We start from the raw sequence: 24,246 nt of genomic DNA on the forward strand, positions 1-24,246 counted from the left end.
CCGTTCCATTATAGAACGGTGGTCGTTCGTGGACCTGTTGTCGAGAATCTCGGGGGATGCCATGAGTTCCGTTGAAGCAGACGAGCCGGACGCAGCCGCGGCCGAGCCCCCGGCCGAACCCCCGGCCTACGCGCGCCGCTGGGCTGCGCTGGGTGTCATCCTCGGCGCCGAGATCATGGACCTGCTCGACGGCACGATCATGAACATCGCCGCGCCCGCGGTCCGCGCCGATCTGGGCGGCAGCCTCAGCGTCATCCAGTGGATCACCGTCGGGTACACGCTCGCCTTCGCTGTCCTGCTGGTGGTCGGCGGCCGGCTGGGCGACATCTACGGCCGCAAGCGCATGTTCGTCATCGGCGCCGTCGGCTTCACCCTGGCCTCCGTGCTGTGCGCGGTGGCGGGCAGTCCCGAGATGCTCATCGCCGCACGCTTCCTGCAGGGCGGGCTGGGCGCGCTGATGATTCCGCAGGGGCTCGGCCTCATCAAGCAGATGTTCCCGCCCAAGGAGACCGCGGCGGCGTTCGGCGCGTTCGGGCCCGCCATCGGACTGGGCGCCGTGCTCGGCCCGATCGTCGCCGGATTCCTGGTCGACGCCGATCTGTTCGGCACCGGCTGGCGGGCCGTCTTCCTGATCAACCTGCCGATCGGGGCAGCCGTGATCATCGGTGCGATGCTGCTGCTGCCCGAGGGCAAGGCACCCGTGCGGCCGAAGTTCGATTTCGGCGGCATGTTGCTGGTGACGCTCGGGCTGACCTTGCTGATCTTCCCGCTCGTCCAGGGGCGCGAACGCGGCTGGCCTGCCTGGACGTTCGTGCTGATGGCGGCCGGAGCGGCCGTGCTCGCCGCCTTCGTCGCCTACGAACTGCGGCAGGAGAAGCGCGGCGGCGCCACGCTCATCGAGCTCAGCCTGCTGCGCCGTTCCCGCTACGCCGCGGGACTGGCGGTGGCGCTGGTGTTCTTCACCGGCATCTCCGGAATGTCGCTGCTGCTCGGCCTGCATCTGCAGATCGGCCTGGGCTTCAGCCCGACCCGGGCGGCGCTGACCATGACGCCCTGGTCGGTGTTCCTGGTCGTCGGCGCCATCCTGACCGGGGCGGTGCTGGGCGCGAAGTTCGGCCGCAAGGCGCTGCACGGCGGGCTCGCGGTGCTGGCGATCGGCGTACTGATCATGCTGCTGACCATCGGCGACCAGGCCGGCGATCTCACCAGCTGGGAGCTCGTCCCCGGCATCGCCGTGGCGGGGCTCGGCATGGGCATCATGATCGGTCTGCTCTTCGACATCGCCCTGGCCGACGTCGACAAGCAGGAGGCCGGCACCGCCTCCGGGATCCTCACCGCGGTCCAGCAACTCGGCTTCGCGGTCGGGGTCGCGGTGCTCGCGACCCTGTTCTTCGGGCTGCTCGGCTCCCAGGCCACGGCGAGCGTCGCCGACGGCGAGAGCCGCACCCGCGCCGAACTCACCGCCGCCGGGGCGGCCCCGGCCGAGCAGGACCGGCTGCTCACCGACCTGCGGGTGTGCCTGAGGGAATCGGCGAGCCAGAAGGACTCCGAACGGACGCCGGGCAGCTGCTGGAACATCCAGCAGGCCCGGCCGGAGCTGGCCGAGGCCACGGCGCGGGCCTGGCAGCGGGCCCACACCGAGAACTTCAGCACCGCGATGGTCCGCACGCTCTGGATCGTGATCGGACTGCTGGCGGTGTCCTTCGCGCTGGCCTTCCGGCTGCCGCCCAAGCCTCGTGAGGAAGAGGGTTTCTGATGACACGCACACTGCTGGCCTGGCCGGGCGGACGCCGGCTCAAGTGGCTGGTGCTCGTGGGCTGGATCGGTCTGCTGATCGTGCTCCAGCCGCTGGCCGGCAATCTCGGCGACGCCGAGTCCAACGACGCCGCCGCCTGGCTCCCCGGCAACGCGGAATCGACCGAAGTACTCGAACTCTCCGAGAAGTTCCAGCCCGCCGACACCAGCCCGGCCATCGTCGTCTACGACCGCCCGTCCGGGATCACGGCCGCCGACGAGGCCAAGGCCCGGGCCGACGCCGCGGACTTCGCGGACGGCACCCACGTGGTGGGCGAGCCGTACGGCCCGGTGCGCTCGGAGGACGGCAAGGCCCTGCGGACCGTGGTCAACGTCCACCTCGGCAAGGAGGGCTGGGAGGGGCTCAACGAGGCCACGAAGGATCTGCGGAAGACCGCGCAGCCCAACGCGCCCGACGGACTCGGCGTCCATGTGACCGGCCCGACCGGCTATGCCGCCGACTCCGCGGAGTCCTTCAGCAGCGCCGACTTCAAACTCACCCTGGTCACCCTCCTCATCGTCGTGACGATTCTCGTCATCACCTATCGCAGTCCGCTGCTGTGGCTGCTTCCGATGATCTCCGCGGGCATGTCCCTGGTCATCTCGCAGGCCATCATCTACCTGCTGGCCAAGCACGCGGGACTGACGGTCAACGCCCAGACCTCGATGATCCTCACCGTGCTGGTGCTCGGTGCGGCCACCGACTACGCGCTGCTGCTCGTCGCCCGCTACCGGGAGGAGCTGCGGCGGCACGAGGACCGGCACGAGGCCATGGCCGTGGCACTGCACCGTGCAGGCCCTGCCATCGTGGCCAGCGCCGCCACCGTCGCCATCAGCATGCTCGTGCTGCTGCTGGCCGCCCTGAACTCCACCAAGGGCCTCGGCCCGGTCTGCGCCGTCGGTGTGCTGGTCGGCCTGCTGTCGATGATGACGCTGCTGCCCGCCCTGCTGGTGATCTTCGGGCGCTGGATCTTCTGGCCGGCCCGGCCCAAGCACGGTACGGAGCCCGATGTCACCCGGGGCGTGTGGACGCGGGTCGCCCGCATGGTCTCGGGCCGTCCGCGTGCGGTCTGGGTCACGACCAGCGTGGTGCTGGGGGCGGTGGCCGTGCTGGCCGTCACCCTGAACGCCGACGGGCTGCAGCAGAAGGACGGCTTCAAGACCAAGCCGGAGTCGGTGGTGGGCGAGGAGTTTCTCGCCCGGCACTTCCCGGCCGGTTCCGGTGAGCCGATGGTCGTCATCGCCAAGGACTCCTCGGCGGCTGAGGTGCGCGGCGCTCTTCAGAAGGTGCCCGGCGTCACCGAGGTCGCGAAGCCCCAGGTCAAGGACGGGCTGGCCTATCTCGAGGCGACGCTCGGCGCCGGAGCCGACAGCCCGGCGGCCATGGACGCGGTCACCGCGGCCCGCGAGAGCCTCGGCCGGCTGGACGGGGCGGAGGCGAGGGTGGGCGGCAGCAGCGCCGTCGTGCACGACATGCGCGAGGCGTCCAGCCGCGACCGCGGCCTGATCATCCCGGTGATCCTCGCCGTGGTGTTCTGCATCCTCGCGCTGCTGCTGCGGGCACTCGTAGCCCCGCTGCTGCTGATCGCGAGCGTGGTGCTGTCCTTCTTCACGGCGCTCGGTCTCGCCGCCTTCTTCTTCAACCACGTCTTCGACTTCGCTGGGGCCGATTCCGCCTTCCCGCTCTGGGTGTTCGTCTTCCTGGTCGCCCTGGGCGTCGACTACAACATCTTCCTCGTCACCCGGATCAGGGAGGAGAGCAACCGGTTCGGCACCCGGCAGGGTGCGCTCAAGGGCCTCACCTCGACCGGTGGCGTGATCACCGCGGCCGGTCTGGTGCTGGCCGGGACCTTCGCCGCACTGGCCACGCTGCCGCTGGTCTTCATCGCCGAGCTCGGCTTCACGGTGGCGGTGGGCATCCTGCTCGACACCATGATCGTGCGGTCGGTCCTGGTCACCGCGCTCACCCTCGATGTCGGCCGGTGGATGTGGTGGCCGCACCGGCTCTTCCGGCGCGAGGACTCCCCCGAGGAAATGGCCGGATCGGGAATTTCCGATTCTGTGAATTCGGAGGCGCCGGCTCCTGTTTCCCCGTAGAAAAGCCGGAAAATGTGAATCAGCGCAGCTCGCTGCGCTGATTTATATTTGGACAAATAAATGATCTCTTGTGACGCCGGCCACATTGAAATCTGTCAAGTAGGCCTGTTATTGTCGCCCCTAAGAAAACGGAGAATCTCGACGGGGGCGCAGGATGAGATTCAATCTGTTGGGGCATGTTCATGTAATCACGGATGCGGGGCGGTTGATTCCGCTCAAATCCTCGAAGGCGACCCAGCTCCTGGCGCTCCTGCTGCTCAGACGGCATGAGGTGGTGGGAGCGGGGGTGCTCATCGAGGAACTGTGGGCGGACGATCCGCCGCGCAGCGCCATGACGACACTGCAGACCTACGTCTACCACACCCGCCGGCTGCTGGCGGAGCATCAGGTGACCTATCAGGAGCGGGAGTTGCTCCTGACCCGGCCGCCCGGTTACTTCGCCCTGATCGACGACGACGAGCTCGATGTCACGATCGTCGAGCGGCTGATCCGCACGGGCAGCCGGCTGCTCGAGGAGGACCGGCCCGAGGAGGCACTCGCCTCGCTGAACGCGGGACTCGATCTCTGGCGCGGCCCGGCGCTGTCCACCGTGCCGTGCGGCCGGGTGCTTGAAAGTCATATCGCTCATCTGGAAGAGCTCCGGCTCTTCGGCGTGCAGCTCCGCATCGACGCGAATTGGCGGCTCGGCAGGATAGGGCCGATGATTCCGGAGCTGCGGTCCCTGGTAATTTCCCATCCGTTGAACGAGACCCTGCACGCCAAGCTGATGGGGGCGCTCTATCGGGTGGGCCGGCGGGCGGAGGCGCTGGCGTCGTACCGAAATCTCCGGCAGATTCTGTCCGACGAGCTGGGGGTGGACCCGACGCCTGAAATCCAGCGCATGCATATGGAGATTCTCAACGGTGACCATGTGCTCGCGTAGAAACGTAGAAACCGGCCGGTGAACGTGGTGGAGCCCCTCGCAGACTGCGAGGGGCTCCACCACGTTCACCGGCCGCCGGGCGTCAGTAGTTCCCCAGGCCGCCGCAGACGTTCAGCGCCTGCGCGGTGACCGCGGCCGCCCCGTCCCCGATCAGATAGGCCACCATCTCCGCCACCTCGGACGGCTGCACATAGCGGCCGATCGGCACGCGCGCGGTGATCCGGTCGAAGGCCTCCTCGGTCGACACCTCCCAGATCTCCGAGTAGTGCTCGCGCACGGACGCGGCCATCGGCGTCTCGACGAAGCCGGGGCAGACGGCGTTCACCGTGATGCCGGTCCTGGCCAGTTCGAGGCCGAGCGCCTTGCTGAAACCGACCACGCCGTGCTTCGACGCCGAGTACGGGGCGGCATGCACGACACCCTGCTTCCCGCCCGTCGAGGCGATGTTGATGATGCGGCCGGTTCCCCTCTCGAGCATGCCGCCGGCCTTCAGGACCTGCTTGGTCACCCGGAACACGCTGGTGAGATTGGTGGCGATCACATCGAGCCAGAGCTCGTCGAAGAGCTCGGCCGTGGCGCCGCCGCCGGGCCGGCCCGCGTTGTTCACCAGGACGTCGACCGGACCGTAGCGCTCGACCACCGCCGCCACGAGAGCCTCGATCTCGGCGACCGAGCGGACGTCGCAGGTCCGGCCGTCCGCCTCCACCCCCGCTTCCCGCAGCTCCTTCAGCGTCGTGTGCAGCGCTTCCTCGCCGCGCGCGCAGACGAAGACGCGCAACCCCTCCTTACCGAGCCTTCGGGCGATCTCCAGCCCGATACCGCTGGTTGCGCCCGTCACCAGTGCGACCTTCGAGCCCTGCGTGGCCATGTGCCCTCTCCCTGCTTCGTGGTCCCTCACCTGCCCAGCCTTGGGCGCCCGGCTCGAGCGGCGGTCGAAGGGGAGTGGGGTGCGGCTGGGACGCCGCGCCGGTGGATCCGGCATCGAGGGGCTCCGTATCGGCCTTCGAGCCGCTTTCGAGCCACCGGGCCGACGATGACGACGACCACCGGACGAACTCATCGAAGGAGCTGTTCGGATTGAAGCGCAGAGTCGTCATCACGGGCGTCGGCGTCCGCGCCCCGGGCGGGAACGGCACGCGGCAGTTCTGGGAACTGCTCACCTCGGGGCGGACGGCGACGCGCCGGATCTCGTTCTTCGACCCCTCGCCGTACCGTTCGCAGGTCGCCGCGGAAGCCGATTTCGACCCGGTCGCCGAGGGCTTCGGCCCGCGGGAGCTCGACCGGATGGACCGGGCCTCGCAGTTCGCCGTGGCCTGTGCCCGGGAGGCCGTCGCCGCGAGCGGGCTCGAGTTCAGCGCCCTGGACCCCACCCGGGTCGGGGTCAGCCTCGGCAGCGCGGTGGCCGCCGCGACCAGCCTGGAACGCGAGTATCTGCTGCTGTCGGACTCCGGCCGTGACTGGGAGGTCGACGCCGCCTGGCTGTCCCGGCACATGTTCGACTACCTGGTGCCCAGCGTCATGCCGGCCGAAGTGGCCTGGGCGGTCGGCGCCGAGGGCCCGGTCGCGATGGTCTCCAACGGCTGCACCTCGGGCCTGGACTCCGTGGGCCACGCGGTGCGGCTGATCGAGGAGGGCAGCGCCGACGTGATGCTCGCGGGCGCCGCCGACACCCCGATCACCCCGATCGTCGTCGCCTGCTTCGACGCGATCCGCGCCACGACCTCGCGCAACGACGACCCGGAGCACGCCTCGCGGCCGTTCGACGGCACGCGCGACGGCTTCGTCCTGGCCGAGGGAGCCGCGATGTTCGTCCTGGAGGACTACGACAGCGCACTGGCCCGCGGCGCCCACATCCACGCCGAGATCCCGGGGTACGCGACGCGCTGCAACGCGTACCACATGACGGGGCTGAAGGCCGACGGCCGCGAGATGGCCGAGGCCATCCGGGTCGCCCTCGACGAGTCCCGCACGGACGCCACGGACATCGACTACATCAACGCCCACGGCTCCGGCACCCGGCAGAACGACCGGCACGAGACCGCCGCCTACAAGCGCGCGCTCGGCGATCACGCCCGGCGCACCCCGGTCAGCTCCATCAAGTCGATGGTCGGCCACTCGCTCGGCGCGATCGGCTCGCTGGAGATCGCGGCCAGCGTGCTCGCCCTCGAACACGGCGTGGTGCCACCGACCGCCAACCTCCACACCAGCGACCCCGAGTGCGACCTCGACTACGTCCCGCTCGAGGCGCGGGAGCGGAAACTCGGCACCGTACTCACCGTGGGCAGCGGCTTCGGCGGCTTCCAGAGCGCGATGGTCCTGCGCAGCGCCGAGGCTGCGGGGGCGGTCGCATGAGCATCCACATCACCGGAATCGGCGTCGTCGCACCCAACGGCCTCGGCCTGGAGCCGTACTGGGCGGCCGTACTGGCCGGCCGCATCGGCCTCGGCCCGGTCACCCGCTTCGACGTGCGCCGCTACCCGGCCACGCTCGCCGGCCAGATCGACGACTTCCACGCGCCGGACCACATCCCGGGCCGGCTGCTGCCGCAGACCGACCCCTCCACGCGGCTCGCGCTGACCGCCGCGGCCTGGGCGCTCCAGGACGCGAAGGCCGACCCGGAGTCGCTCACCGACTACGACATGGGCGTCGTAACGGCCAACGCCTGCGGCGGATTCGACTTCACGCACCGGGAGTTTCGCAAGCTGTGGACCGACGGCCCCAAGTCGGTCAGCGTGTACGAGTCCTTCGCATGGTTCTACGCGGTCAACACCGGCCAGATCTCCATCCGGCACGGCATGCGCGGCCCGAGCAGCGCCCTGGTCGCCGAGCAGGCCGGGGGCCTCGACGCCCTCGCCCATGCCCGCCGCACGATCCGCCGCGGCACCCCGCTGGTGGTCTCCGGCGGGGTCGACTCGGCACTCGATCCCTGGGGCTGGGTCTCGCAGCTCGCCGGCGGGCGCGTCAGCACCGCCACCGACCCGGCCCGGGCCTATCTGCCCTTCGACGAGCAGGCGGCCGGTTACGTCCCCGGCGAGGGCGGCGCCCTCCTCGTCCTGGAGGACAGCGCCGCGGCCGAGGCCCGGGGCCGGCACGAGACGTACGGCGAACTCGCGGGCTGCGCCTCGACCTTCGACCCGCCCCCCCGGTCCGGACGGCCCCCGGGCCTGGAGCGCGCGATCCGGCTCGCGCTGACCGACGCCGGGCTCGGCCGCGAGGACGTCGACGTCGTGTTCGCCGACGGCGCGGGCGTACCCGAGCTGGACGCCGCGGAGGCCCGGGCCCTCGGCCAGGTGTTCGGCAGCCACGGCGTGCCCGTCACCGTCCCGAAGACGACGACGGGCCGGCTCTACTCCGGCGGCGGCCCGCTCGACGTGGTCACCGCCCTGATGTCCCTGCGCGAAGGCGTGATCCCGCCGACCGCGGGCGTGCGGTCCGTACCGCAGGAGTACGGCATCGACCTGGTGCTCGGCGCACCGCGCACCGCACCCCTGCGCACCGCCCTGGTCCTGGCCAGGGGCCGCTGGGGCTTCAACTCGGCGGTCGTCCTGCGCCGTCCCGAACCGACCCCGTAACGACCCCTCAGCGACACTGAGAACTGGAGACAGCAATGGCAACCCTGCTGACCATCGACGACCTGCGCCGCATCCTCATCGAATGCGCCGGGGAGAGCGAAGGATCGGGCCTGTCCGGCGACATCCTCGACATCCGCTTCGAGACCATCGGCTACGACTCCCTCGCCCTGATGGAGACCGCGGCGCGACTCGAGAGCCGCTACGACGTGGCCATACCCGACGACATAGCGGCCCGCGTCGACACTCCCCGCGAGCTGCTCGACCTGGTCAACGGCGCGCTGGCCGAGGCAGCATGAGCCGGCCGGGAGAGCACCGGGCGGTCCACACCCTCAGGACCACCGCCCCGGCGCGGCGGCTGTACGAGCTGGTCGCGCGGGCCGAACTCTGGCCGGCCGTCTTCGAACCCGCGGTGCACGTGCGGATTTTGCAGCGCGGCCAGGGCACGGAACGCTTCCAGATCTGGGCGCGCGTGGCCGGCCAGGTGAAGACCTGGACGTCCCGTCGGACGCTGGACCCCGACGCCCTGCGGGTCACGTTCCGGCAGGAGCGCACCCAGCCGCCCATCGCCTCGATGGGCGGGAGCTGGGAGTTCCGGGCCGACGGCGACGGCGACGGCACCGAAATCGTGCTGACCCACGACTTCGCCGCGGTCGACGAAGCCGCCCTGCCGGGACTGCGCGCGGCGCTCGACACGAACAGCGAGAAGGAGCTGGCCGCGCTCGCCGGGCTCGCGGAGCAGCAACACCCGGTCGAGGAGCTCCTGTTCACGTTCGAGGACACGCTCCAGGTGCCGTCCGGGGACGACGCCTACGCCTTCATCGAGCGCAGCGACCTGTGGCCGGACCGGCTGCCGCACGTGGGGAAGGTGACGCTGACCGAGGAGGCGGCGGGCGCCGGTTCCCCCGGCGTGCAGGACATGACCATGCAGACCGTGACTGCCGACGGCAGTACGCACACGACCCGTTCGATCAGGCTCTGTTTCCCCGGCGAGAGCATCGTGTACAAGCAGCTCGTGCCGCCCGCCCTGCTCTCCGGACACAGCGGCGCCTGGCTCTTCGACAACGACGACAACGACGACAACGACGACAACGACGACAACGACGACAAGGACGACAAGGACGACAAGGACGACAAGGACGACAAGGACACGGTCACCGCCCGCCACACCGTGGCGATCGACCCGACCCGGATCGAAGAGGTCCTGGGCGAGGGCAGGACCGTCGCGGACGCCCGCGCCTATCTGCGGGAGGCGCTCGGCGCCAACAGCCGGGCCACGCTCAGCCACGCGGCTGCGGCGGCGGCTGCCGCAAGGCCGACGCCGTGACGGCCGAGGTCCGTGAGGTCGCCGAGGGGGTCTACGCCTACGAGCAGGCCCCCGGCGGCTGGTGTGTCAGCAACGCGGGCATCGTCGTGGGCGGCGACGGCGCCCTCGTCGTCGACACGCTCTCGACGATCCCGAGGGCGCGGCGGCTGGCCGAGACGGTCGACAAGCTCGCCGCGGGCCCGGGCCGCACCGTGGTCAACACCCACTTCCACGGCGACCACGCGTTCGGCAACCAGGTCTTCCCGCCGGGGACGCAGATCATCGCGCACGAGGACATGCGGACCGCCATGGTGACGACGGGCCTGGCCCTCACCGGGCTCTGGCCACGGGTCGACTGGGGCGACATCGAGGTGACGCCGCCGACCGTGACCTTCCGCGACCGCCTCACCGTGTATGTCGGCGAGCGACGGGCCGAACTGATCCGCGTCGGCCCCGCGCACACCGACCACGACGTGGTGGTCTGGCTGCCCGAGGAACGGGTGCTGTTCGCAGGCGACATCGTCATGTCGGGCGTCACCCCGTTCGTGCTCTTCGGTTCGGTGGCCGGCACGCTGGCCGCCCTCGACCGGCTGGCGGAGCTGGCGCCCGAGGCGGTCGTCGGCGGGCACGGCCCGGTGGCGGGACCGGAGGTGCTCGACGCCAACCGGGACTATCTGCGCTGGGTCCAGCGCCTCGCCGCCGAGGCCGCCGACAGCGGGCTGACACCGCTGCAGGCCGCCCGCGAGGCGGACCTCGGCGCCTTCGCCGACCTGCTGGACGCGGAGCGCCTCGTCGCGAACCTGCACCGGGCTCACGAGGAACTGCTGGGCGGACCCGCGCGCGACGCCATGGAGATCTTCGCGGAGCTGGTCGCCTACAACGGTGGGCGGCTGCCCACCTGCCTCGCTTAAGGAGTCAAAGATGGCCGCCGACCAGGGAATGCTCCGGGACGCCATGGCCCGGGTGCCCGCCGGGGTGGCGCTCGTCACCGCCCATGACCGCGGGGGAGTCCCGCACGGCTTCACCGCCAGCTCGTTCGTGTCCGTCTCGATGGAGCCGCCGCTCGCGCTGGTCTGCCTGGCCCGTACGGCCAACTCCTTCCCGGTGTTCGACAGTTGCCGCGAGTTCGCGGTGAGCGTGCTGCGTGACGACCACACCGAGCTGGCGATGCGCTTCGCGCGCAAGTCCGCGGACAAGTTCGCGGGCGGAGAGTTCATCCGCACCGCCCGGGGGGCGACTGTGCTCGACGGGGCGCTCGCGGTCGTCGAGTGCACGGTCCACGAGCGCTACCCCGCGGGCGACCACATCATCCTGCTCGGCGAGGTCCAGTCCGTGCACGTCGAGGAGAAGGGGGCGCCGGCGGTCTACGTGGACCGCAGGTTCGCCGCCCTGTGCTCCGGGACGGGCGCCTGCCTGGCCGCCGCCGAGCGGGGCGCGCATGCGCACGCCGGATGAGGATTGTCGAGGAGGAACCATGTCCGTGACCGACGAGGTGACCGGTGAGGTGACCGGTGGGCACCTGGCCGGACTTGCTCGGATCCGGGCGCAGGCCGAGGCCGGCCCGGGGGAGCAGGCGACCCGGGCGCAGCACGCCAGAGGGAAGCTGACGGCCCGCGAGCGGATCGCGCTGCTGCTGGACCCCGGCTCCTTCCAGGAGGTCGAGCAGCTGCGCCGACACCGGGCGAGCGGCTTCGGTCTCGAGCGCAAGCGGCCGTACACGGACGGTGTGATCACCGGCTGGGGCACGGTCGACGGCCGGACGGTCTTCGTCTACGCGCATGACTTCAGGATCTTCGGCGGCTCGCTAGGTGAGGCGCACGCCGCGAAGATCCACAAGATCATGGACATGGCGCTCTCGGCGGGCGCTCCGCTCGTGAGCGTCAACGACGGGGCGGGGGCACGGATCCAGGAGGGCGTCTCCGCGCTGGCCGGCTACGGCGGGATCTTCCGGCGCAACACCCGTGCCTCGGGGGTGATCCCGCAGATCTCGGTGATGCTCGGCCCGTGCGCGGGCGGCGCGGCGTACTCGCCGGCGCTGACGGACTTCGTGTTCATGGTGCGCGAGACCGCGCAGATGTTCATCACCGGCCCGGACGTGGTCAGCGCCGTCACCGGCGCGCAGCTCACCCAGAACGCGCTGGGCGGCGCCGATGTGCACGCCACGACATCCGGAGTGGCGCACTTCGTGTACGAGGACGAGGAGACCTGTCTGGCGGAAGTGCGCTACCTGCTCTCCCTGCTGCCCTCCAACAACCGGCAGAACCCGCCCGTCCACCCCTGCGACGACCCGGCGGACCGGCTCACCTCCACGCTCTACGACCTGGTGCCGCAGGACGGCAACCAGCCGTACGACATGCACAAGGTGATCGAGGAACTCGTCGACGACGGCGACTGGCTGGAGGTCCACGAGCGCTGGGCCCGGAACATCGTCTGCGGCCTCGCCCGGCTGGGCGGCCGGGTGGTGGGCATCGTCGCCAACCAGCCGCAGACACTGGCCGGGGTACTGGACATCGCGGCCTCGGAGAAGGCCGGTCGCTTCGTGACGATGTGCGACGCCTTCAACATCCCGATCGTGACCCTGCTCGACGTGCCGGGCTTCCTGCCCGGGGTGGACCAGGAGCACGGCGGCATCATCCGCCACGGTGCGAAGCTGCTGTACGCGTACTGCAACGCCACCGTCCCCCGGGTCTCGATCGTCCTGCGCAAGGCCTACGGCGGCGCGTACATCGTGCTGGACTCCCAGTCCATCGGCGCCGATCTGACCTTCGCCTGGCCGGCCAACGAGATCGCGGTGATGGGCGCGGAAGGCGCGGCCAATGTCATCTTCCGGCGCGATATCGCCGCGGCCGACGACCCCGAGGCCAAGCGCGCCGAGATGGTCGAGCAGTACAAGTCCGAACTGATGCACCCGTACTACGCGGCCGAGCGCGGCCTGGTCGACGATGTCATCGACCCGGCGGAAACCCGCGAGACCCTCATCCGCTCGCTCGCGATGCTGCATACGAAGCACGCCGACCTGCCGTCGCGCAAGCACGGCAACCCACCGCAGTGAACGCGCCGCCCGGCACGGAAGCCGCCCAACTCCGCGTCGAGAAGGGCCAAGCGAGCGCCGAGGAGATCGCGGCCCTCACCGCGGTCCTCCTCGCCCGGGCGGCCACCTCGCCGGACACCGCCGCGGAGCACTGCCCCGACAGCACAGCGGGCTGGCGCCGCCTGGAACGCACCCTGGGATTTCGCGCACCGCACAGCTGGCAGGAGTCCGGTTGACGGCGATCCCAGCGCCCCGAGGCGGCCCTAGTACTTGTAGTCGCAGGGCCGGGACGTCGGGGGCTTCGGGGCGCATTCCGCGATCTCGGATTCGGAGACATCGAAGACCTGCTTCTGCTTCTCCGCGATGCCGCGCACGGCGAAGCCCTTGCCGTTGTTCGTGATGTCCTGGGTGTGTGTTCCGTCGGAGTCGACGTAGGTGACCTCGAAGGCCTTCCAGGTGCAGTCCTGCGTGCCGGACGTGACCTGGATCCGCAGTCCTCTGGGTGTGGCGCCGTTGCCGAGGTCGATCGTGCTGTGCTTGAAGTACGGTTCCCCGTAGTGCTCCGCGTCGGCGATGAGCAGCGTGTCGGGGCGTGCGGTGTCGAAGAGCACTCCGGCGTAGTTGTGGATGAGCCCGTCCGGGTGGATGATCACGGTGGTGGCCTTGGCGGGGACACACTCAAGTCCCTTCATCCGCATGCCGTTGATGACGAGGGTGGCTCTCCTGTCGCTGAAAACGTCCACCATCCATGCCTGGGCGTACCCCCGGGTCTCGACTCCCATGCTCTCGTTCCAGACGTCGGTGAAGAAGACGCCTCGTCCGTGGTGGGCAGCCCGGTAGGGGGCAATATCCTTCCGCGGTCCGATGAGCAGCCTTTTCTCCTCGGCGGAGAAAGGCTTGTCGAAGAGCGTCGCCTCGAGGCTGTCCGTGTCCGCCCGGACGCTCGCCGAGAACGCGGGGCCCTGCCGGTCGACCTTGTCCTCGGCGTCGCTCGCGACCTGCGCGTTGTACACCGACAACAGCCACTCGGTGCCCTTCGCCGTCAGGAACAGTACGAGCGAGCTCACGACCACCCAGCACAGCCTGATGAGGATCTTCCGGTTCCGTCTGCGCGGGTCCGCGTCCGCTGCCTCGGGGACGACGCCGGCGATCACATCGTCCATCAGCGGCGAGGTGCCCGAGGACCTGGGCGACGGGGGAGGCGGCGTCTCGCTGTCTGCCATGGCGGTGGCCTCGCTGGCGTAAGTGAGGGGTACAGACGGGAAGTTGATGCTACGTCATGGGGTCCGCCGGCCTCGGCGCCTCTCGGCATGCCTCCGCATACGCCCGGACCAGTGGCCGCCCCCCGTCCTCCTTGCGCCACGCCAGCGCATACCGGCTCGGCGAGAGCCCCCGCACCCGCCGCGTCACCACCCCACCCAGGCTGATCAGCGGGGCGTTGCCCGCCGCGACCAGGCAGACACCGAGACCGGCGACCAGCGCCTCGTACGTCTCCTCCGTGCTGGCGATTTCCGCACCGATGCGCGGCGGACGGCCCCCGCGCTCGTCCAGGGCGAGCCAGTAGTCGCGCAACGGCCCCGCGGTGGCCGGCAGAGCGAGGAACGGCTCGTCGGCGAGGTCCGCGAAGTCGACCTCCGTACGGACCGCCAGCGGGTGGGTGTCGGGAAGGGCGACCAGACGGGGTTCCTCGGCCACCACTGTCCACTCATAGCGCTCTGCGTCGGGCAGCGGCAGCCAGACGAAGGCGACGTCCGCCTCGCCGTCCGCCAGGCCCGCCGTCGGATCCTCCCAGCTCACCTGCCGCAGCCGGATCACCGCCTCGGGGTGGGCCGACGTGAACCGGGAGCGGATCGCGGGCAGCAGCCCGCCGCGCCCCGGGCTGGTGCTCATCCCGACGACCAGCGTGCTGCGCGCCGCCGCCCGGGCGGACTCCACCGCCGCCGATCCTTCCGTCCAGGCGTCCAGCACCTGCCGGGCGTGCGGCAGCAGTGCCGTGCCGGCGCCGGTGAGCGTCACGCCGTGCGGATCGCGGCGGAACAGCTCTACGCCCAACTGCCGTTCCAGCGCGCGTACTTGTTTGCTGAGCGCAGGCTGGGAGACGTACAACCGCTCCGCCGCGCGGGTGAAGTGCAGCTCCTCGGCCACCGTCACGAAGTAGCGCAGGTCCCTCACATGAACATCCATCGTCATAACCATCGGTTATCAGCGTGGGTCTTGGACGCGCAACCGGCCCCGGCGGCAGGCTTGTGCCATGAACAAGGTGTGGATGATCACAGGGGCAAGCAGCGGTTTCGGGCGGGCGATCGCGGAGGCGGCGCTTGCCGAGGGCGACGTGGTGGTCGGCGCGGCACGGCGGCCCGAGGGGCTGGACGACCTCGTGGCCGCGCACCCCGACCAGGTGGAGGCGCTGCGCCTGGACGTCACGGAGACGGGGGCGGCGGAAGCCGCCGTGCGGGACGTCGTCGCGCGGCACGGGCGGATCGACGTCCTGGTCAACAACGCGGGCCGCACCCACGTGGGCGCCTTCGAGGAGACGACCGAGCAGGAGTTGCGCGAGCTGTTCGACCTGCATGTCTTCGGGCCGGCCGCCCTCACCCGTGCCGTCCTGCCGCACATGCGCGAGCGGCGCTCCGGCGCGATCGTGCAGATGAGCAGCATGGGCGGGCAGATGTCCTTCGCGGGCTTCTCGGCGTACAGCGGGACCAAGTTCGCGCTGGAGGGCCTGTCCGAGGGGCTCGCGGACGAGGTCGCCGAGTTCGGCATCAAGGTGCTGATCGTCGAGCCGGGTTCCTTCCGTACGGCGCTGTTCAAGACCGGGCGGGCCGGGGCCAGCCAGGACAGCGGCCTGTACCCCAAGGTGAGCCAGACCCGTGGCTTCGTCTCCGACGGTGACGGCAGCCAGCCCGGCGACCCGGCGAAGGCGGCGGCCCTGGTCCTGGCCGCCCTGGAGGCCGACCGCACCCCGCTGCGTCTACCGCTCGGCGACGACGGCGTCACCGCGGTCCTCGGCCACCTCGACCAGGTCCGCGAGGACATCGCCGCGTGGGAGAAGTCGACCCGGGCGACGAGCTTCGACGACTGACGCCGCCGTGCCCGTCGGGCAGACGCTGGAAGCGCACGCGGAAACCGGGGTCCTCGGTGGCTTCAGTCAGCGAGCTGAGTGAAGGCCTTCCAGGCGGTGGGGCTGATGTGGAGGGTGGGGCCGTCTTGTGGGTTGTTCTTGGAGTCGCGGATGTGGATGGTGTGGGGGGAGAGGGCGACTTCGAGGCAGGCGCCGCCCTCGTCACTGCTGTAGCTCGACTTGAACCACTCAAGTGCGGTGCTCATTTGTCTCCTAGCAGGCGATCAAGCAAACCCTTGGACTCTTGAGGTGTCAGGGCCTGCGACCGCAGCATCGCATACTTGCGCGCCAGGATGGACACCTCATTCGGGTCGGAAACCCACTGGCTGCCGCGTTGGCTCTCGGTGTAGGCCAGGTGCTGGTGGTCGGGTGTCTCCAGCAGGATGAAGGGGCCGGCGAGTCCGGCGTGCGCCGAGGTCTTCATCGGGAGGAACTGCAGGGCCAGGCCTGGTAGTTCGGCGCATTCGCGGAGGTGGCGGAGCTGGTCACGGCGGACCTTCGGGCCTCCGATGCAGAGATGAAGCACCGGCTCCCACACGATGAAGCTCATCGTCGGTGCGCCCTTGCGCTGCAGGATCTCCTGGCGCTGGATGCGCGCCTCCGTCATGACCGTGATCTCGTCCTCGTCGTACGCCGGTACGCGCTCGGACAGGATCGTGCAGGCGTACTCCCGAGTCTGGAGCAGACCGGGCAGGACGACGCACTCGTACCAGGAGATGGCGATGGCCTCACGCTCCTGCGCCATGTACTGCTCCGCGAACAGCGGGAACTGGTCGATCTCCGGCAGGTTCTCGACCCCGGCCGCCAACGTCCCCTTGGTGCCCAGAAGCTGGTCCAAAAGCTCGGCCATGTCCGGCATCAACGTGCGCCTGCCCTGCTCGATCGACGCGATGGTCTCCTCGTCCACCAGGCACTGGGCGGCGAGTTCGCGCTGTGTGAGCCCCGCCGCCTTCCGTGCCGCCTGCACCTGCGCACCCAGCATCCGCATCGACGAGACATTCCTCTTCCGCGGCAGCTTCTTGGAGTTCATGCCTGCCTAACTCCCCACACCCACCCGAACCGACCCGGTGCGGACCCGTACAAATCACGAGTACGGGTTCACGCACTGATCAACCGTAGTCACGCTGCGCGACATTCGTCTCGTGAACGAGGCAAACGAACTCCCCTACCAACGCGACCAGTTCTACGTACGCGACCGCCGATCCATCCCCAGGGCACGACGCTCGGCGAGCTGGGCCCTCACCCACTGGGGCCTCGCCGACTGGGACCGAGCCGACGACGCCCTGCTCTGCGTCAGTGAACTGGCAACCAACGCCCTCCTCCACGGCGTCCCACCCGGCCGCGGCTTCCTCCTTCGCGTTCGCTACGACCGTGACGTCCTCCGCGTCGAAGTGCACGACAGCGGAACCGGCGTACCCCGGATCCCGGATGACCCCGACGAGGGCGGCCGCGGCCTGTTCCTGGTTGCCGCGCTGGCCGACAAGTGGGGCGTGGGGGAGCGGAACCCCGGCAAGGTCGTGTGGGCGGAGTTCGCGGTGTAGGCACCCTTGTGCAATTCCTGTGGAGGCCTCAATCTTTCGGCTGGCGCACAGGCGCGGCCCAGGAGATTGACATGCTCCTGTCGCTCCATCGTTCCATCGCTCCCGTGCACCCCCCACCAGCGCACCACCGATTGAGGAGGACCCCTCAGATGGCAGTGATGCGTAACACCCGGCGAAGACTGACCGTGCTCAGCGCGGCGGCCACCGCGGTACTCGCCGCAGGCCTCGTCTCCGCTCTCCCCGCCGCGGCCGCCCCCGAAGGCCGTATCCAGTACGCGGGCGCGGCCAACGCCGTGGCCGACAGCTACATCGTGACCCTCAAGCCGGGCGCGGCGCGCGCCGGTTCCGCCGAGGGCAAGGCGATAGCCAAGGAGTACGGCGCCACCATCGAGCGCACGTACAAGAAGGCCCTGAACGGCTACGCGATCGAGGCCTCGGCGACCGAGGCGAAGCGACTCGCCGCCGATCCGGCCGTCGCCTCCGTCGTCCAGAACCGCACGTTCAGCATCAACGCGACGCAGGCCAACCCGCCCTCCTGGGGCCTGGACCGCATCGACCAGCGCAACCTCCCGCGCGACAACTCCTACACCTACCCGGACTCGGCCGGGCAGGGCGTGACCGCGTACGTCATCGACACCGGCGTCCGCATCACCCACAGCGACTTCGGCGGCCGTGCCTCCTACGGCTACGACGCCGTCGACAACGACAACACCGCCCAGGACGGCCACGGCCACGGCACGCACGTCGCGGGCACGGTCGCCGGGTCGTCGTACGGCGTCGCCAAGAAGGCGAAGATCGTCGGCGTCCGGGTGCTGAACAACTCCGGCGAGGGCACCACCGCCCAGGTCGTCGCCGGCATCGACTGGGTCGCCCAGAACGCGGTCAAGCCGGCCGTCGCCAACATGTCCCTCGGCGGCGGCGCCGACACCGCCCTCGACACGGCCGTACGCAACGCCATCGCCGCCGGCGTCACCTTCGCCGTCGCCGCCGGCAACGAGTCGACCAACGCCTCCACCAGGTCGCCCGCACGCGTCACCGAGGCCATCACGGTCGGCGCCACGACCAACACGGACGCCAAGGCGAGCTACTCCAACTACGGCACGGTGCTCGACCTGTTCGCGCCGGGCTCGTCCATCACCTCGACCTGGAACACGAGCGACTCGGCGACCAACACCATCTCCGGTACGTCGATGGCGACCCCGCACGTCGCGGGCGCGGCCGCGCTCTACCTCGCCGCCAACCCCTCGGCCACCCCGTCCCAGGTCTCCTCGGCCCTGACGTCCGCCGCCACGACCGGCGTCGTCACCAGCCCCGGCACGGGCTCGCCCAACCGCCTCCTGTACGTCGGCGGCGGCACGACCACCCCGCCCGGCCCGCGCTTCGAGAACACCGGCGACTACACGATCAGCGACAACTCCACGGTCGAGTCCCCGGTGACGGTCTCCGGCGTCTCCGGCAACGCGCCCTCGGCCCTGGCCGTCGAGGTCCACATCGTCCACACCTACATCGGCGACCTCCAGGTCCAGCTGATCGCCCCGGACGGCACGGCGTACACGCTGAAGTCGTACGGCACGGGCGGAAGTTCGGACAACATCGACACCACGTACTCGGTGAATGCCTCCTCCGAGGCCGCCAACGGCACGTGGAAGCTGCGCGTGAGCGACAACGCGAACTACGACACCGGGCGGATCGACGCCTGGGCGCTGCAGTTCTAGCCCAGGATCAGTAGCCCCTCAGTAGCCCCTCAGTAGTCCTCCTCGTCCTCGCGGAACGGCTCCGGGTCCATGACCCAGCCGGCCGCGAGGACGAGCCGCGTGTGGCGGTGCAGGGCCAGGAAGCCGAAGGGGCGGTCGAAGGTGGCCTGAATGCCGGTGGTGACCCAGCGGAGGGCGGGCGGGGCGCCGCCGGCGACGACGGAGAAGGCCGTCACCGCGGCCGCACGGAAGCCCAGATTGCCGAACTTCGCCATTGTGGCCTGCTGGGCCGACCCGATGGCCAGGGGGAAGTCGCTGATGCCGGGGAAATGGCCACGGCCGATGTCCATCGCCGCCGTCAGACCGAAGACCCGGTGCAGCTCCAGCAGATCGTGCTGCGCGCTCATGTCGAACGCCACCGTCTCCACCTCCAGCGTCGGCGGTACCGGACGCGTGCTGCGCTTCTTCACCACCCGCAGTCCCGGTCCCACTTCCCCGTAAGGCAGTTGGGGCCCCGGCAGCACCGGCCACCTGCGCGCCAGGATGTCCACCCCGGCCCCCAGCACCTGCCCGGCCGTCATTCCTTCCTCGCCCAGCAGCAGATGCACGTCGACGGCGTTGTCGCCCAGCACCTTCAGTTCGGTGACGTGCCCTGTCGGCGTGTCCGCGACCCCGACCCGGTCCAGCAGCTCGCTCCGCCGGCGCAACCCGAGCAGCGTCCGGTCGCTCCAGGGCCCGGTCTCCGGCGTCATCGGGCAGTCCCGGAACGGCCGCAGCCACTCCGTCCGCAGCGCCAGCGCACTCGCCAGCACCATCTCGGTGTCCTCGTCCAGCAGGACGGGCATCTCTTCGATCAGCCCACCCGTCCGCTGCGCCGCCCAGGCGTCCAGCGCGGCCTTGTCGGCCCCCGCGTCCCCCGTCAGCACCCCGTGCGCCTCGGAGGGCAGCCCCGCCTCCCACCGCTCCCGCAGTTCCAGCGTCCGCCTGGTCCACAGCCCGAGCGCCGAGTCCAGCCCCCGCATCGCCCCCATCGCGCCCAGCAACTCCCGCGCCGCACCCGTTGCCTCGTCCGCCGGAAGACCCACCGCGTCCGCCAGTTCAGCACGGGCGGTGCCGCCCGCCCCGTCCGCCAGGAAGGCGAGCAACGGCCACACGCCCGCCGCCGAGAAGACCGTGCCGCCCTCGGAACCCCCGGCGGCCTCCGGCCCCTCAGCCGACCCCGCCGCGCCCGTCGCCCCCGCCCACCGCGCCGTCAGCCCGTTGGCTGCCCGGATCGTCGTTTTCGTAACCCCCATTACGTCCCCCCTCGCCCCCCGCTTACCATTCGCCCAGTCGTACGCCAGTTCCCGCCGCTCGGCACCGCCGCCTGAACCAGGAGCACGGTACCCGTGTCCATACCTCCGCCCTCCGGGCCCCAGCAGCCACAGGGGCCCCCGGAGCAGCCCCAAGGGCAGTACGCGCAGGGCCAGTACCCACCGCCGTCGCCGTACCCCTACGGCGCACCCGGCGCCTCGGGACCGTACGCGTACCCGTACCACCCCTACGGCCCCTACGGCCGCCCCACGCCCGTCAACGGCTTCGCCATCGGCGCCCTCGTCCTCGGCATCCTCTGCTTCGTGCCGGCCCTGGGGCTGGTGCTGGGGCTGATCGCGCTGGCGCAGATCAAGAAGAAGGGCGAGCGCGGCAAGGGCATGGCGATCGCCGGATCCGTGCTGTCCTCCGTAGGGCTCGCACTGTGGGCGCTGGCGCTGTCCACGGGCTCCGCCTCCGACTTCTGGGACGGCTTCAGGGACGCCGCGAACGGCCAGGGCACCGCCTACGCGCTCGCCAAGGGCGACTGCTTCGACACGCCCACCGGCAACCTGGAGGGCGACGCCTACGACGTCGACGAGGTGCCCTGCGCCCGCGAGCACGACGGCGAGGTGTTCGCCGTCGTCACGCTCCCGGGCGGCTCCTTCCCGGGCGACGACGAGGTCGAGCGGACCGCGGACGACAAGTGCTACGCGCTCCAGGACGGTTACGCCATGGACCCCTGGGCCGTACCGGACGACGTGGACGTCTACTACCTCGTCCCGTCCCGGCAGAGCTGGCGCCTCGGCGATCGCGAGATCACCTGCCTGTTCGGCAGCACGGCGGACAACGGCACGCTGACCGGCTCGCTGCGCGGCGACTCCACGACCCTCGACGCGGACCAGATCGCGTTCCTTTCCGCGACCAACGCCATTGACACCGCGCTGTACGAGGAGCCCGAGGACTACCCCGAGGACGACCTGGCGGCGAACCGGGCCTGGGCGAAGGACGTCCACGCGGAGCTCGGCGAACAGATCGAGGCATTGCGCGGGCACACCTGGCCGGCCGGTGCGAAGCGGCCGGTCGCCGACCTGATCGAGGAGATGGAGGACGCCCGCAAGGACTGGGCGCGAGCGGCCGCGGCCACCGACGTGGACACGTACTACACGCACTACGACAACGGCTACGAGTACGTCGACGGCCCCACGACCGTCACCGCCCGCAAGGCTCTGGGCCTGGACACCACGGCGCCGACGTACGAGGACGACTCCGAGAGCGCCGACGACAGCGGAAGTGCGGGCGGCATCGAGGTGTGAGCGCGGCTATAGCGGGGAGAAAGTGCCTGCGCAAAGCCCTCCGTAAGCGCAAGTCATCACATCGAGTGATTCTCTGGCCTTTGCTTGCATGAGACAACCCACGGTTGCCACGCTGTTGCTGTCTGTACAACCTGATGGGAGCGGCCAGTGACTTTCGGTGAGCAGCCGGCGTACCTGCGCGTCGCGGGTGATCTCCGCAAGAAGATCGTCAACGGTTCGCTGCCACCGCACACCCGCCTCCCGTCCCAGGCCAGGATCCGCGAGGAGTACGGCGTCTCGGACACCGTCGCGCTGGAGGCACGCAAGGTACTGATGGCCGAGGGGCTGGTCGAGGGCCGCTCCGGCTCCGGGACGTACGTCCGTGAGCGCCCCGTCCCCCGCAGGATCTCCCGCTCCGGCTTCCGCCCGCCGAGCGGTGCCACCCCCTTCCGCCAGGAGCAGTCCGACGGCGAGGCGCGCGGCACCTGGGAGTCCAGCAGCGAGCAGGCCGAGGCGAGCGTCGCCGTCGCCGAGCGGCTCGCCATCCGCCCCGGCGACCGCGTCATGTGCACGAGGTACGTCTTCCGGGACGCCGGCGAGACGATGATGCTCTCCACGTCCTGGGAGCCCCTCGCCGTCACCGGCCGTACGCCCGTGATGCTGCCCGAGGAGGGCCCGCTCGGCGGCATGGGCGTCGTCGAGCGCATGGCGGCCATCGACGTCGTCGTGGACAACGTCACGGAGGAGGTGGGCGCGCGCCCCGGCCTGGCGGAGGAGCTGCTGGCGTTGGGCGGCGTCCCCGGCCATGTGGTCCTGGTCATCCAGCGCACGTACTACGCGTCCGGCCGCCCCGTGGAGACGGCGGACGTGGTGATCCCGGCGGACCGCTACCGGGTCGCCTACCACCTCCCGGTGAAGTAGCGCACTCGATGGTGAAGTAGCGCACACCTTCACGGCAGTTGCCTCCGCCCGAGCTCCAACTCCCGCCTCCCTCATCGCCGTTGGAATCTGGCCGATTTCGCAGGTCGTAACGGGCGTGTTCGATATGCCCGTGACCGGATGCGTCGACGTCTGCGCACGGCGCATTCGATGCCGTGCGCCCCCTGCGACTTGGCTGGTTGCGTACCTCTTTGTGAAAAGCCGTATTCGCTGCGTAAAGGTTAGGCGTAGGCTCGGGCATATGCGGATTGCGGTTTCCTTAGCGGGCGGGGCACGGCACAGGCCGCGAGCCGGGCGGTCGTGGGCGGGAAGGAGCAGTGGGGCGCGATGAACGACAGCACGATCACTCTTCCCTGGCTCGTCGTCCGACAGGACGACAACGGCAATCGCTATCGCGTGGGCCGGTACGCGACACGGGCGGAGGCCCAGAAGATCGCGGACAGCCTCGACAACCGCGGACACAAGCAGCTGTACTGGGTCGAGCGGGTCGCGCAGAACGGGGCCGGGGCCGACAGCTGACGTACCCCTGCTCCCGTAGGCTCCGGCGCATGACGGAACGGATCGTGGTCGGTGCCGCGCTGTTGGAGGGGCGCCGCCTGCTCGCGGCCCGGCGCAGCGCGCCCGAGGAACTGGCCGGGCGCTGGGAGCTGCCCGGCGGGAAGGTCGAACCCGGTGAGGCGCCCGAGGCGGCGCTCGTGCGGGAGCTGCGGGAGGAACTCGGCGTGGACGCCGAGGTGGTCGAGCGCGTGCCGGGGCAGTGGCCCCTGAAGTCGCCGTACGTCCTGCAGGTGTGGGTGGCCTGTCTCCTCCCCGGCAGCGGCGAACCCAAGCCCCTCCAGGATCACGACGAGCTGCGCTGGCTGGCGCCCGGGGAACTCTGGGACGTGGACTGGCTGGAGCCGGACGTGCCGGCGGTCCGGGAGGTGGCAGGCCGGCTGGGGGCGGCGGGTGCCTGAGTCCGGAGACGGGGGGGGCACCTGAGCCCGGAGGCGGGGGCTTGCCCGAGTCGGGATGCGGGGGCTGTCTGAGCCAGGCGGGGGTAGTTGAGTCACCGAATCCCCCGTGCGGTACTGCCTGCCGAATATCGGGTATGTGCCCATTAACCCCATGAAACCGGACGTGGGGGCATCCGCTGGCCCGGGAAGTGATCGGCGTGATCGACTCCGAAGGCGTCTGCGCCGAGTGGACCTTTCCCGCAGAGGCGGGTGCCGTGCGTGCCGCTCGGGCCGCCGTTCGCGGCCGGCTGCGCGACTGGGGCCTGGACAGCCTCGCCGACATCACGGCGCTGCTGGTCAGCGAGCTCGTGACCAACTCCCTGCGGCATGCGACGGGCCCCATCGGCGTACGCCTGGTACGCCCCGCCGATCTCGGCGACGTCCTCCTGGTCGAGGTCTCCGACCCCCTCCCCGACCCGCCCCTCGAACGCGTCGCCGCCCTCGAGGACGAGAGCGGCCGTGGACTCCAACTCGTGGCGCACTCCTCGCGCCGATGGGGAACCAGGCCGGGGCGGAACACGGGCAAGACGGTGTGGTTCGAGCTCGTGGTGCCGCGGTGACCGCCGCTCGCTCTACAACCCGTCAGTACACGTCCACCGCGGTGTACGCCGGTCCTCGCTCTGTCGATCGAATGGTTCAGGCCAGTGGCAGT

The 24,246-nt window shown here is 70.4% G+C and carries 25 protein-coding genes; 19 read left to right on the plus strand and 6 right to left on the minus strand.

Going from position 1 to position 24,246, the window contains the following annotated elements; translation table 11 throughout:
• The first annotated feature begins 61 nt into the window (after positions 1-61).
• The 3 genes from ADL12_RS26335 to ADL12_RS26345 all read left to right on the plus strand — a co-directional run bounded on the left by ADL12_RS26335 (position 62) and on the right by ADL12_RS26345 (position 4,813).
• Positions 62-1,756 (plus strand): MFS transporter, encoded by a 1,695-nt coding sequence (locus tag ADL12_RS26335; protein WP_062705821.1) that lies wholly within the window; start codon positions 62-64, stop codon positions 1,754-1,756.
• Positions 1,756-3,891 (plus strand): MMPL family transporter, encoded by a 2,136-nt coding sequence (locus ADL12_RS26340; RefSeq protein ID WP_062705824.1) that lies wholly within the window; start codon positions 1,756-1,758, stop codon positions 3,889-3,891. Before ADL12_RS26335 ends, ADL12_RS26340 begins: the two co-directional genes overlap by 1 nt.
• A 154-nt stretch (positions 3,892-4,045) precedes the next feature.
• Positions 4,046-4,813 carry an AfsR/SARP family transcriptional regulator gene (locus ADL12_RS26345; RefSeq protein ID WP_062705827.1) on the plus strand — a complete coding sequence of 256 codons (768 nt, stop codon included), beginning with the start codon at positions 4,046-4,048 and terminating at the stop codon, positions 4,811-4,813.
• A gap of 82 nt (positions 4,814-4,895) precedes the next feature.
• On the opposite strand, the gene ADL12_RS26350 is transcribed toward ADL12_RS26345, so the two are convergent.
• Positions 4,896-5,681: a 3-oxoacyl-ACP reductase gene (locus ADL12_RS26350; protein WP_062705830.1), complete on the minus strand. Its 786-nt coding sequence runs from the start codon at positions 5,679-5,681 to the stop codon at positions 4,896-4,898.
• A gap of 74 nt (positions 5,682-5,755) precedes the next feature.
• Between ADL12_RS26350 and ADL12_RS26355 the strand changes: the two genes are divergently transcribed.
• From ADL12_RS26355 to ADL12_RS26390, 8 genes are read left to right on the plus strand one after another with little or no spacing between them, the layout of a single operon-like run.
• Complete coding sequence (locus ADL12_RS26355) at positions 5,756-7,165, plus strand: beta-ketoacyl-[acyl-carrier-protein] synthase family protein (protein ID WP_062705833.1); 1,410 nt, start codon at positions 5,756-5,758, stop codon at positions 7,163-7,165.
• Entirely contained in the window at positions 7,162-8,385 is a 1,224-nt protein-coding gene (locus ADL12_RS26360; RefSeq protein ID WP_062705836.1) for a ketosynthase chain-length factor, read from the plus strand. Before ADL12_RS26355 ends, ADL12_RS26360 begins: the two co-directional genes overlap by 4 nt.
• Before the next feature lie 35 nt (positions 8,386-8,420).
• On the plus strand, positions 8,421-8,681 hold the full coding sequence (locus tag ADL12_RS26365; protein ID WP_062705848.1) for an acyl carrier protein: 261 nt from the start codon (positions 8,421-8,423) through the stop codon (positions 8,679-8,681).
• Positions 8,678-9,709, plus strand: coding sequence for an aromatase/cyclase (locus ADL12_RS26370; protein ID WP_062705851.1), 1,032 nt, complete (start codon positions 8,678-8,680; stop codon positions 9,707-9,709). The genes ADL12_RS26365 and ADL12_RS26370 overlap by 4 nt, the downstream gene beginning before the upstream one ends.
• Positions 9,706-10,599, plus strand: a complete 894-nt coding sequence (locus ADL12_RS26375) for an MBL fold metallo-hydrolase (RefSeq protein WP_062705854.1) — start codon at positions 9,706-9,708, stop codon at positions 10,597-10,599. The genes ADL12_RS26370 and ADL12_RS26375 overlap by 4 nt, the downstream gene beginning before the upstream one ends.
• A gap of 10 nt (positions 10,600-10,609) precedes the next feature.
• Positions 10,610-11,143: a flavin reductase family protein gene (locus tag ADL12_RS26380; protein ID WP_062705857.1), complete on the plus strand. Its 534-nt coding sequence runs from the start codon at positions 10,610-10,612 to the stop codon at positions 11,141-11,143.
• A 19-nt stretch (positions 11,144-11,162) separates the two neighbouring features.
• On the plus strand, positions 11,163-12,740 hold the full coding sequence (locus ADL12_RS26385) for an acyl-CoA carboxylase subunit beta (RefSeq protein WP_062705860.1): 1,578 nt from the start codon (positions 11,163-11,165) through the stop codon (positions 12,738-12,740).
• Positions 12,737-12,955 (plus strand): acyl-CoA carboxylase subunit epsilon, encoded by a 219-nt coding sequence (locus ADL12_RS26390; protein ID WP_062705863.1) that lies wholly within the window; start codon positions 12,737-12,739, stop codon positions 12,953-12,955. Before ADL12_RS26385 ends, ADL12_RS26390 begins: the two co-directional genes overlap by 4 nt.
• Positions 12,956-12,982: 27 nt before the next feature.
• Here ADL12_RS26390 and ADL12_RS26395 read toward each other — a convergent pair whose 3' ends face one another.
• Complete coding sequence (locus tag ADL12_RS26395) at positions 12,983-13,942, minus strand: hypothetical protein (RefSeq protein WP_159053305.1); 960 nt, start codon at positions 13,940-13,942, stop codon at positions 12,983-12,985.
• A 49-nt stretch (positions 13,943-13,991) separates the two neighbouring features.
• Positions 13,992-14,909, minus strand: coding sequence for a LysR family transcriptional regulator (locus tag ADL12_RS26400; protein WP_208614623.1), 918 nt, complete (start codon positions 14,907-14,909; stop codon positions 13,992-13,994).
• Between the two features lie 61 nt (positions 14,910-14,970).
• Here ADL12_RS26400 and ADL12_RS26405 point away from each other — a divergent pair, with 61 nt between their 5' ends.
• On the plus strand, positions 14,971-15,801 hold the full coding sequence (locus tag ADL12_RS26405) for an oxidoreductase (RefSeq protein ID WP_062705875.1): 831 nt from the start codon (positions 14,971-14,973) through the stop codon (positions 15,799-15,801).
• A gap of 62 nt (positions 15,802-15,863) precedes the next feature.
• Here ADL12_RS26405 and ADL12_RS26410 read toward each other — a convergent pair whose 3' ends face one another.
• Positions 15,864-16,046 carry a DUF397 domain-containing protein gene (locus ADL12_RS26410; RefSeq protein ID WP_062705878.1) on the minus strand — a complete coding sequence of 61 codons (183 nt, stop codon included), beginning with the start codon at positions 16,044-16,046 and terminating at the stop codon, positions 15,864-15,866.
• Positions 16,043-16,870 carry a helix-turn-helix domain-containing protein gene (locus ADL12_RS26415; RefSeq protein WP_062705881.1) on the minus strand — a complete coding sequence of 276 codons (828 nt, stop codon included), beginning with the start codon at positions 16,868-16,870 and terminating at the stop codon, positions 16,043-16,045. Before ADL12_RS26415 ends, ADL12_RS26410 begins: the two co-directional genes overlap by 4 nt.
• A gap of 112 nt (positions 16,871-16,982) precedes the next feature.
• Between ADL12_RS26415 and ADL12_RS26420 the strand changes: the two genes are divergently transcribed.
• Positions 16,983-17,381, plus strand: a complete 399-nt coding sequence (locus tag ADL12_RS26420) for an ATP-binding protein (RefSeq protein ID WP_062705884.1) — start codon at positions 16,983-16,985, stop codon at positions 17,379-17,381.
• Between the two features lie 149 nt (positions 17,382-17,530).
• Positions 17,531-19,096: a S8 family peptidase gene (locus ADL12_RS26425; RefSeq protein WP_062705887.1), complete on the plus strand. Its 1,566-nt coding sequence runs from the start codon at positions 17,531-17,533 to the stop codon at positions 19,094-19,096.
• 29 nt (positions 19,097-19,125) lie between these two features.
• Here the strand turns inward: ADL12_RS26425 and ADL12_RS26430 are convergent, their stop codons facing one another.
• Positions 19,126-20,370, minus strand: a complete 1,245-nt coding sequence (locus tag ADL12_RS26430) for a serpin family protein (protein WP_062705890.1) — start codon at positions 20,368-20,370, stop codon at positions 19,126-19,128.
• 93 nt (positions 20,371-20,463) lie between these two features.
• On the opposite strand from ADL12_RS26430, the gene ADL12_RS26435 reads away from it, so the two are divergent.
• The 5 genes from ADL12_RS26435 (at position 20,464) to ADL12_RS26455 (ending at position 24,154) form a co-directional block, all read left to right on the plus strand.
• A complete protein-coding gene (locus ADL12_RS26435; protein ID WP_062705893.1) occupies positions 20,464-21,681 on the plus strand; it encodes a DUF4190 domain-containing protein in 1,218 nt (405 codons plus the stop codon).
• A gap of 147 nt (positions 21,682-21,828) precedes the next feature.
• Complete coding sequence (locus tag ADL12_RS26440; protein WP_062705900.1) at positions 21,829-22,581, plus strand: GntR family transcriptional regulator; 753 nt, start codon at positions 21,829-21,831, stop codon at positions 22,579-22,581.
• Between the two features lie 345 nt (positions 22,582-22,926).
• The gene (locus tag ADL12_RS26445; protein WP_062705903.1) at positions 22,927-23,118 is read left to right on the plus strand and encodes an SPOR domain-containing protein; all 192 of its coding nucleotides are present in this window, start codon (positions 22,927-22,929) and stop codon (positions 23,116-23,118) included.
• Between the two features lie 29 nt (positions 23,119-23,147).
• Positions 23,148-23,555, plus strand: coding sequence for a (deoxy)nucleoside triphosphate pyrophosphohydrolase (locus ADL12_RS26450; protein ID WP_062705907.1), 408 nt, complete (start codon positions 23,148-23,150; stop codon positions 23,553-23,555).
• 197 nt (positions 23,556-23,752) lie between these two features.
• Positions 23,753-24,154: an ATP-binding protein gene (locus ADL12_RS26455; RefSeq protein ID WP_244188062.1), complete on the plus strand. Its 402-nt coding sequence runs from the start codon at positions 23,753-23,755 to the stop codon at positions 24,152-24,154.
• Positions 24,155-24,246: the final 92 nt, after the last annotated feature.

Source organism: Streptomyces regalis (genome assembly GCF_001509475.1).
GTDB classification, from domain to species: domain Bacteria; phylum Actinomycetota; class Actinomycetes; order Streptomycetales; family Streptomycetaceae; genus Streptomyces; species Streptomyces regalis.

Bases quoted from the DNA above. Each gene is read 5' to 3' on its own strand.
- ADL12_RS26335 (WP_062705821.1), top strand. From the start codon at position 62: ATGAGTTCCGTTGAAGCAGACGAGCCGGACGCAGCCGCGGCCGAGCCC.
- ADL12_RS26340 (WP_062705824.1), top strand. From the start codon at position 1,756: ATGACACGCACACTGCTGGCCTGGCCGGGCGGACGCCGGCTCAAGTGG.
- ADL12_RS26345 (WP_062705827.1), top strand. From the start codon at position 4,046: ATGAGATTCAATCTGTTGGGGCATGTTCATGTAATCACGGATGCGGGG.
- ADL12_RS26350 (WP_062705830.1), bottom strand. From the start codon at position 5,681: ATGGCCACGCAGGGCTCGAAGGTCGCACTGGTGACGGGCGCAACCAGC.
- ADL12_RS26360 (WP_062705836.1), top strand. From the start codon at position 7,162: ATGAGCATCCACATCACCGGAATCGGCGTCGTCGCACCCAACGGCCTC.
- ADL12_RS26365 (WP_062705848.1), top strand. From the start codon at position 8,421: ATGGCAACCCTGCTGACCATCGACGACCTGCGCCGCATCCTCATCGAA.
- ADL12_RS26370 (WP_062705851.1), top strand. From the start codon at position 8,678: ATGAGCCGGCCGGGAGAGCACCGGGCGGTCCACACCCTCAGGACCACC.
- ADL12_RS26380 (WP_062705857.1), top strand. From the start codon at position 10,610: ATGGCCGCCGACCAGGGAATGCTCCGGGACGCCATGGCCCGGGTGCCC.
- ADL12_RS26385 (WP_062705860.1), top strand. From the start codon at position 11,163: ATGTCCGTGACCGACGAGGTGACCGGTGAGGTGACCGGTGGGCACCTG.
- ADL12_RS26395 (WP_159053305.1), bottom strand. From the start codon at position 13,942: ATGGCAGACAGCGAGACGCCGCCTCCCCCGTCGCCCAGGTCCTCGGGC.
- ADL12_RS26400 (WP_208614623.1), bottom strand. From the start codon at position 14,909: ATGACGATGGATGTTCATGTGAGGGACCTGCGCTACTTCGTGACGGTG.
- ADL12_RS26405 (WP_062705875.1), top strand. From the start codon at position 14,971: ATGAACAAGGTGTGGATGATCACAGGGGCAAGCAGCGGTTTCGGGCGG.
- ADL12_RS26410 (WP_062705878.1), bottom strand. From the start codon at position 16,046: ATGAGCACCGCACTTGAGTGGTTCAAGTCGAGCTACAGCAGTGACGAG.
- ADL12_RS26415 (WP_062705881.1), bottom strand. From the start codon at position 16,870: ATGAACTCCAAGAAGCTGCCGCGGAAGAGGAATGTCTCGTCGATGCGG.
- ADL12_RS26425 (WP_062705887.1), top strand. From the start codon at position 17,531: ATGGCAGTGATGCGTAACACCCGGCGAAGACTGACCGTGCTCAGCGCG.
- ADL12_RS26430 (WP_062705890.1), bottom strand. From the start codon at position 20,370: ATGGGGGTTACGAAAACGACGATCCGGGCAGCCAACGGGCTGACGGCG.
- ADL12_RS26445 (WP_062705903.1), top strand. From the start codon at position 22,927: ATGAACGACAGCACGATCACTCTTCCCTGGCTCGTCGTCCGACAGGAC.
- ADL12_RS26450 (WP_062705907.1), top strand. From the start codon at position 23,148: ATGACGGAACGGATCGTGGTCGGTGCCGCGCTGTTGGAGGGGCGCCGC.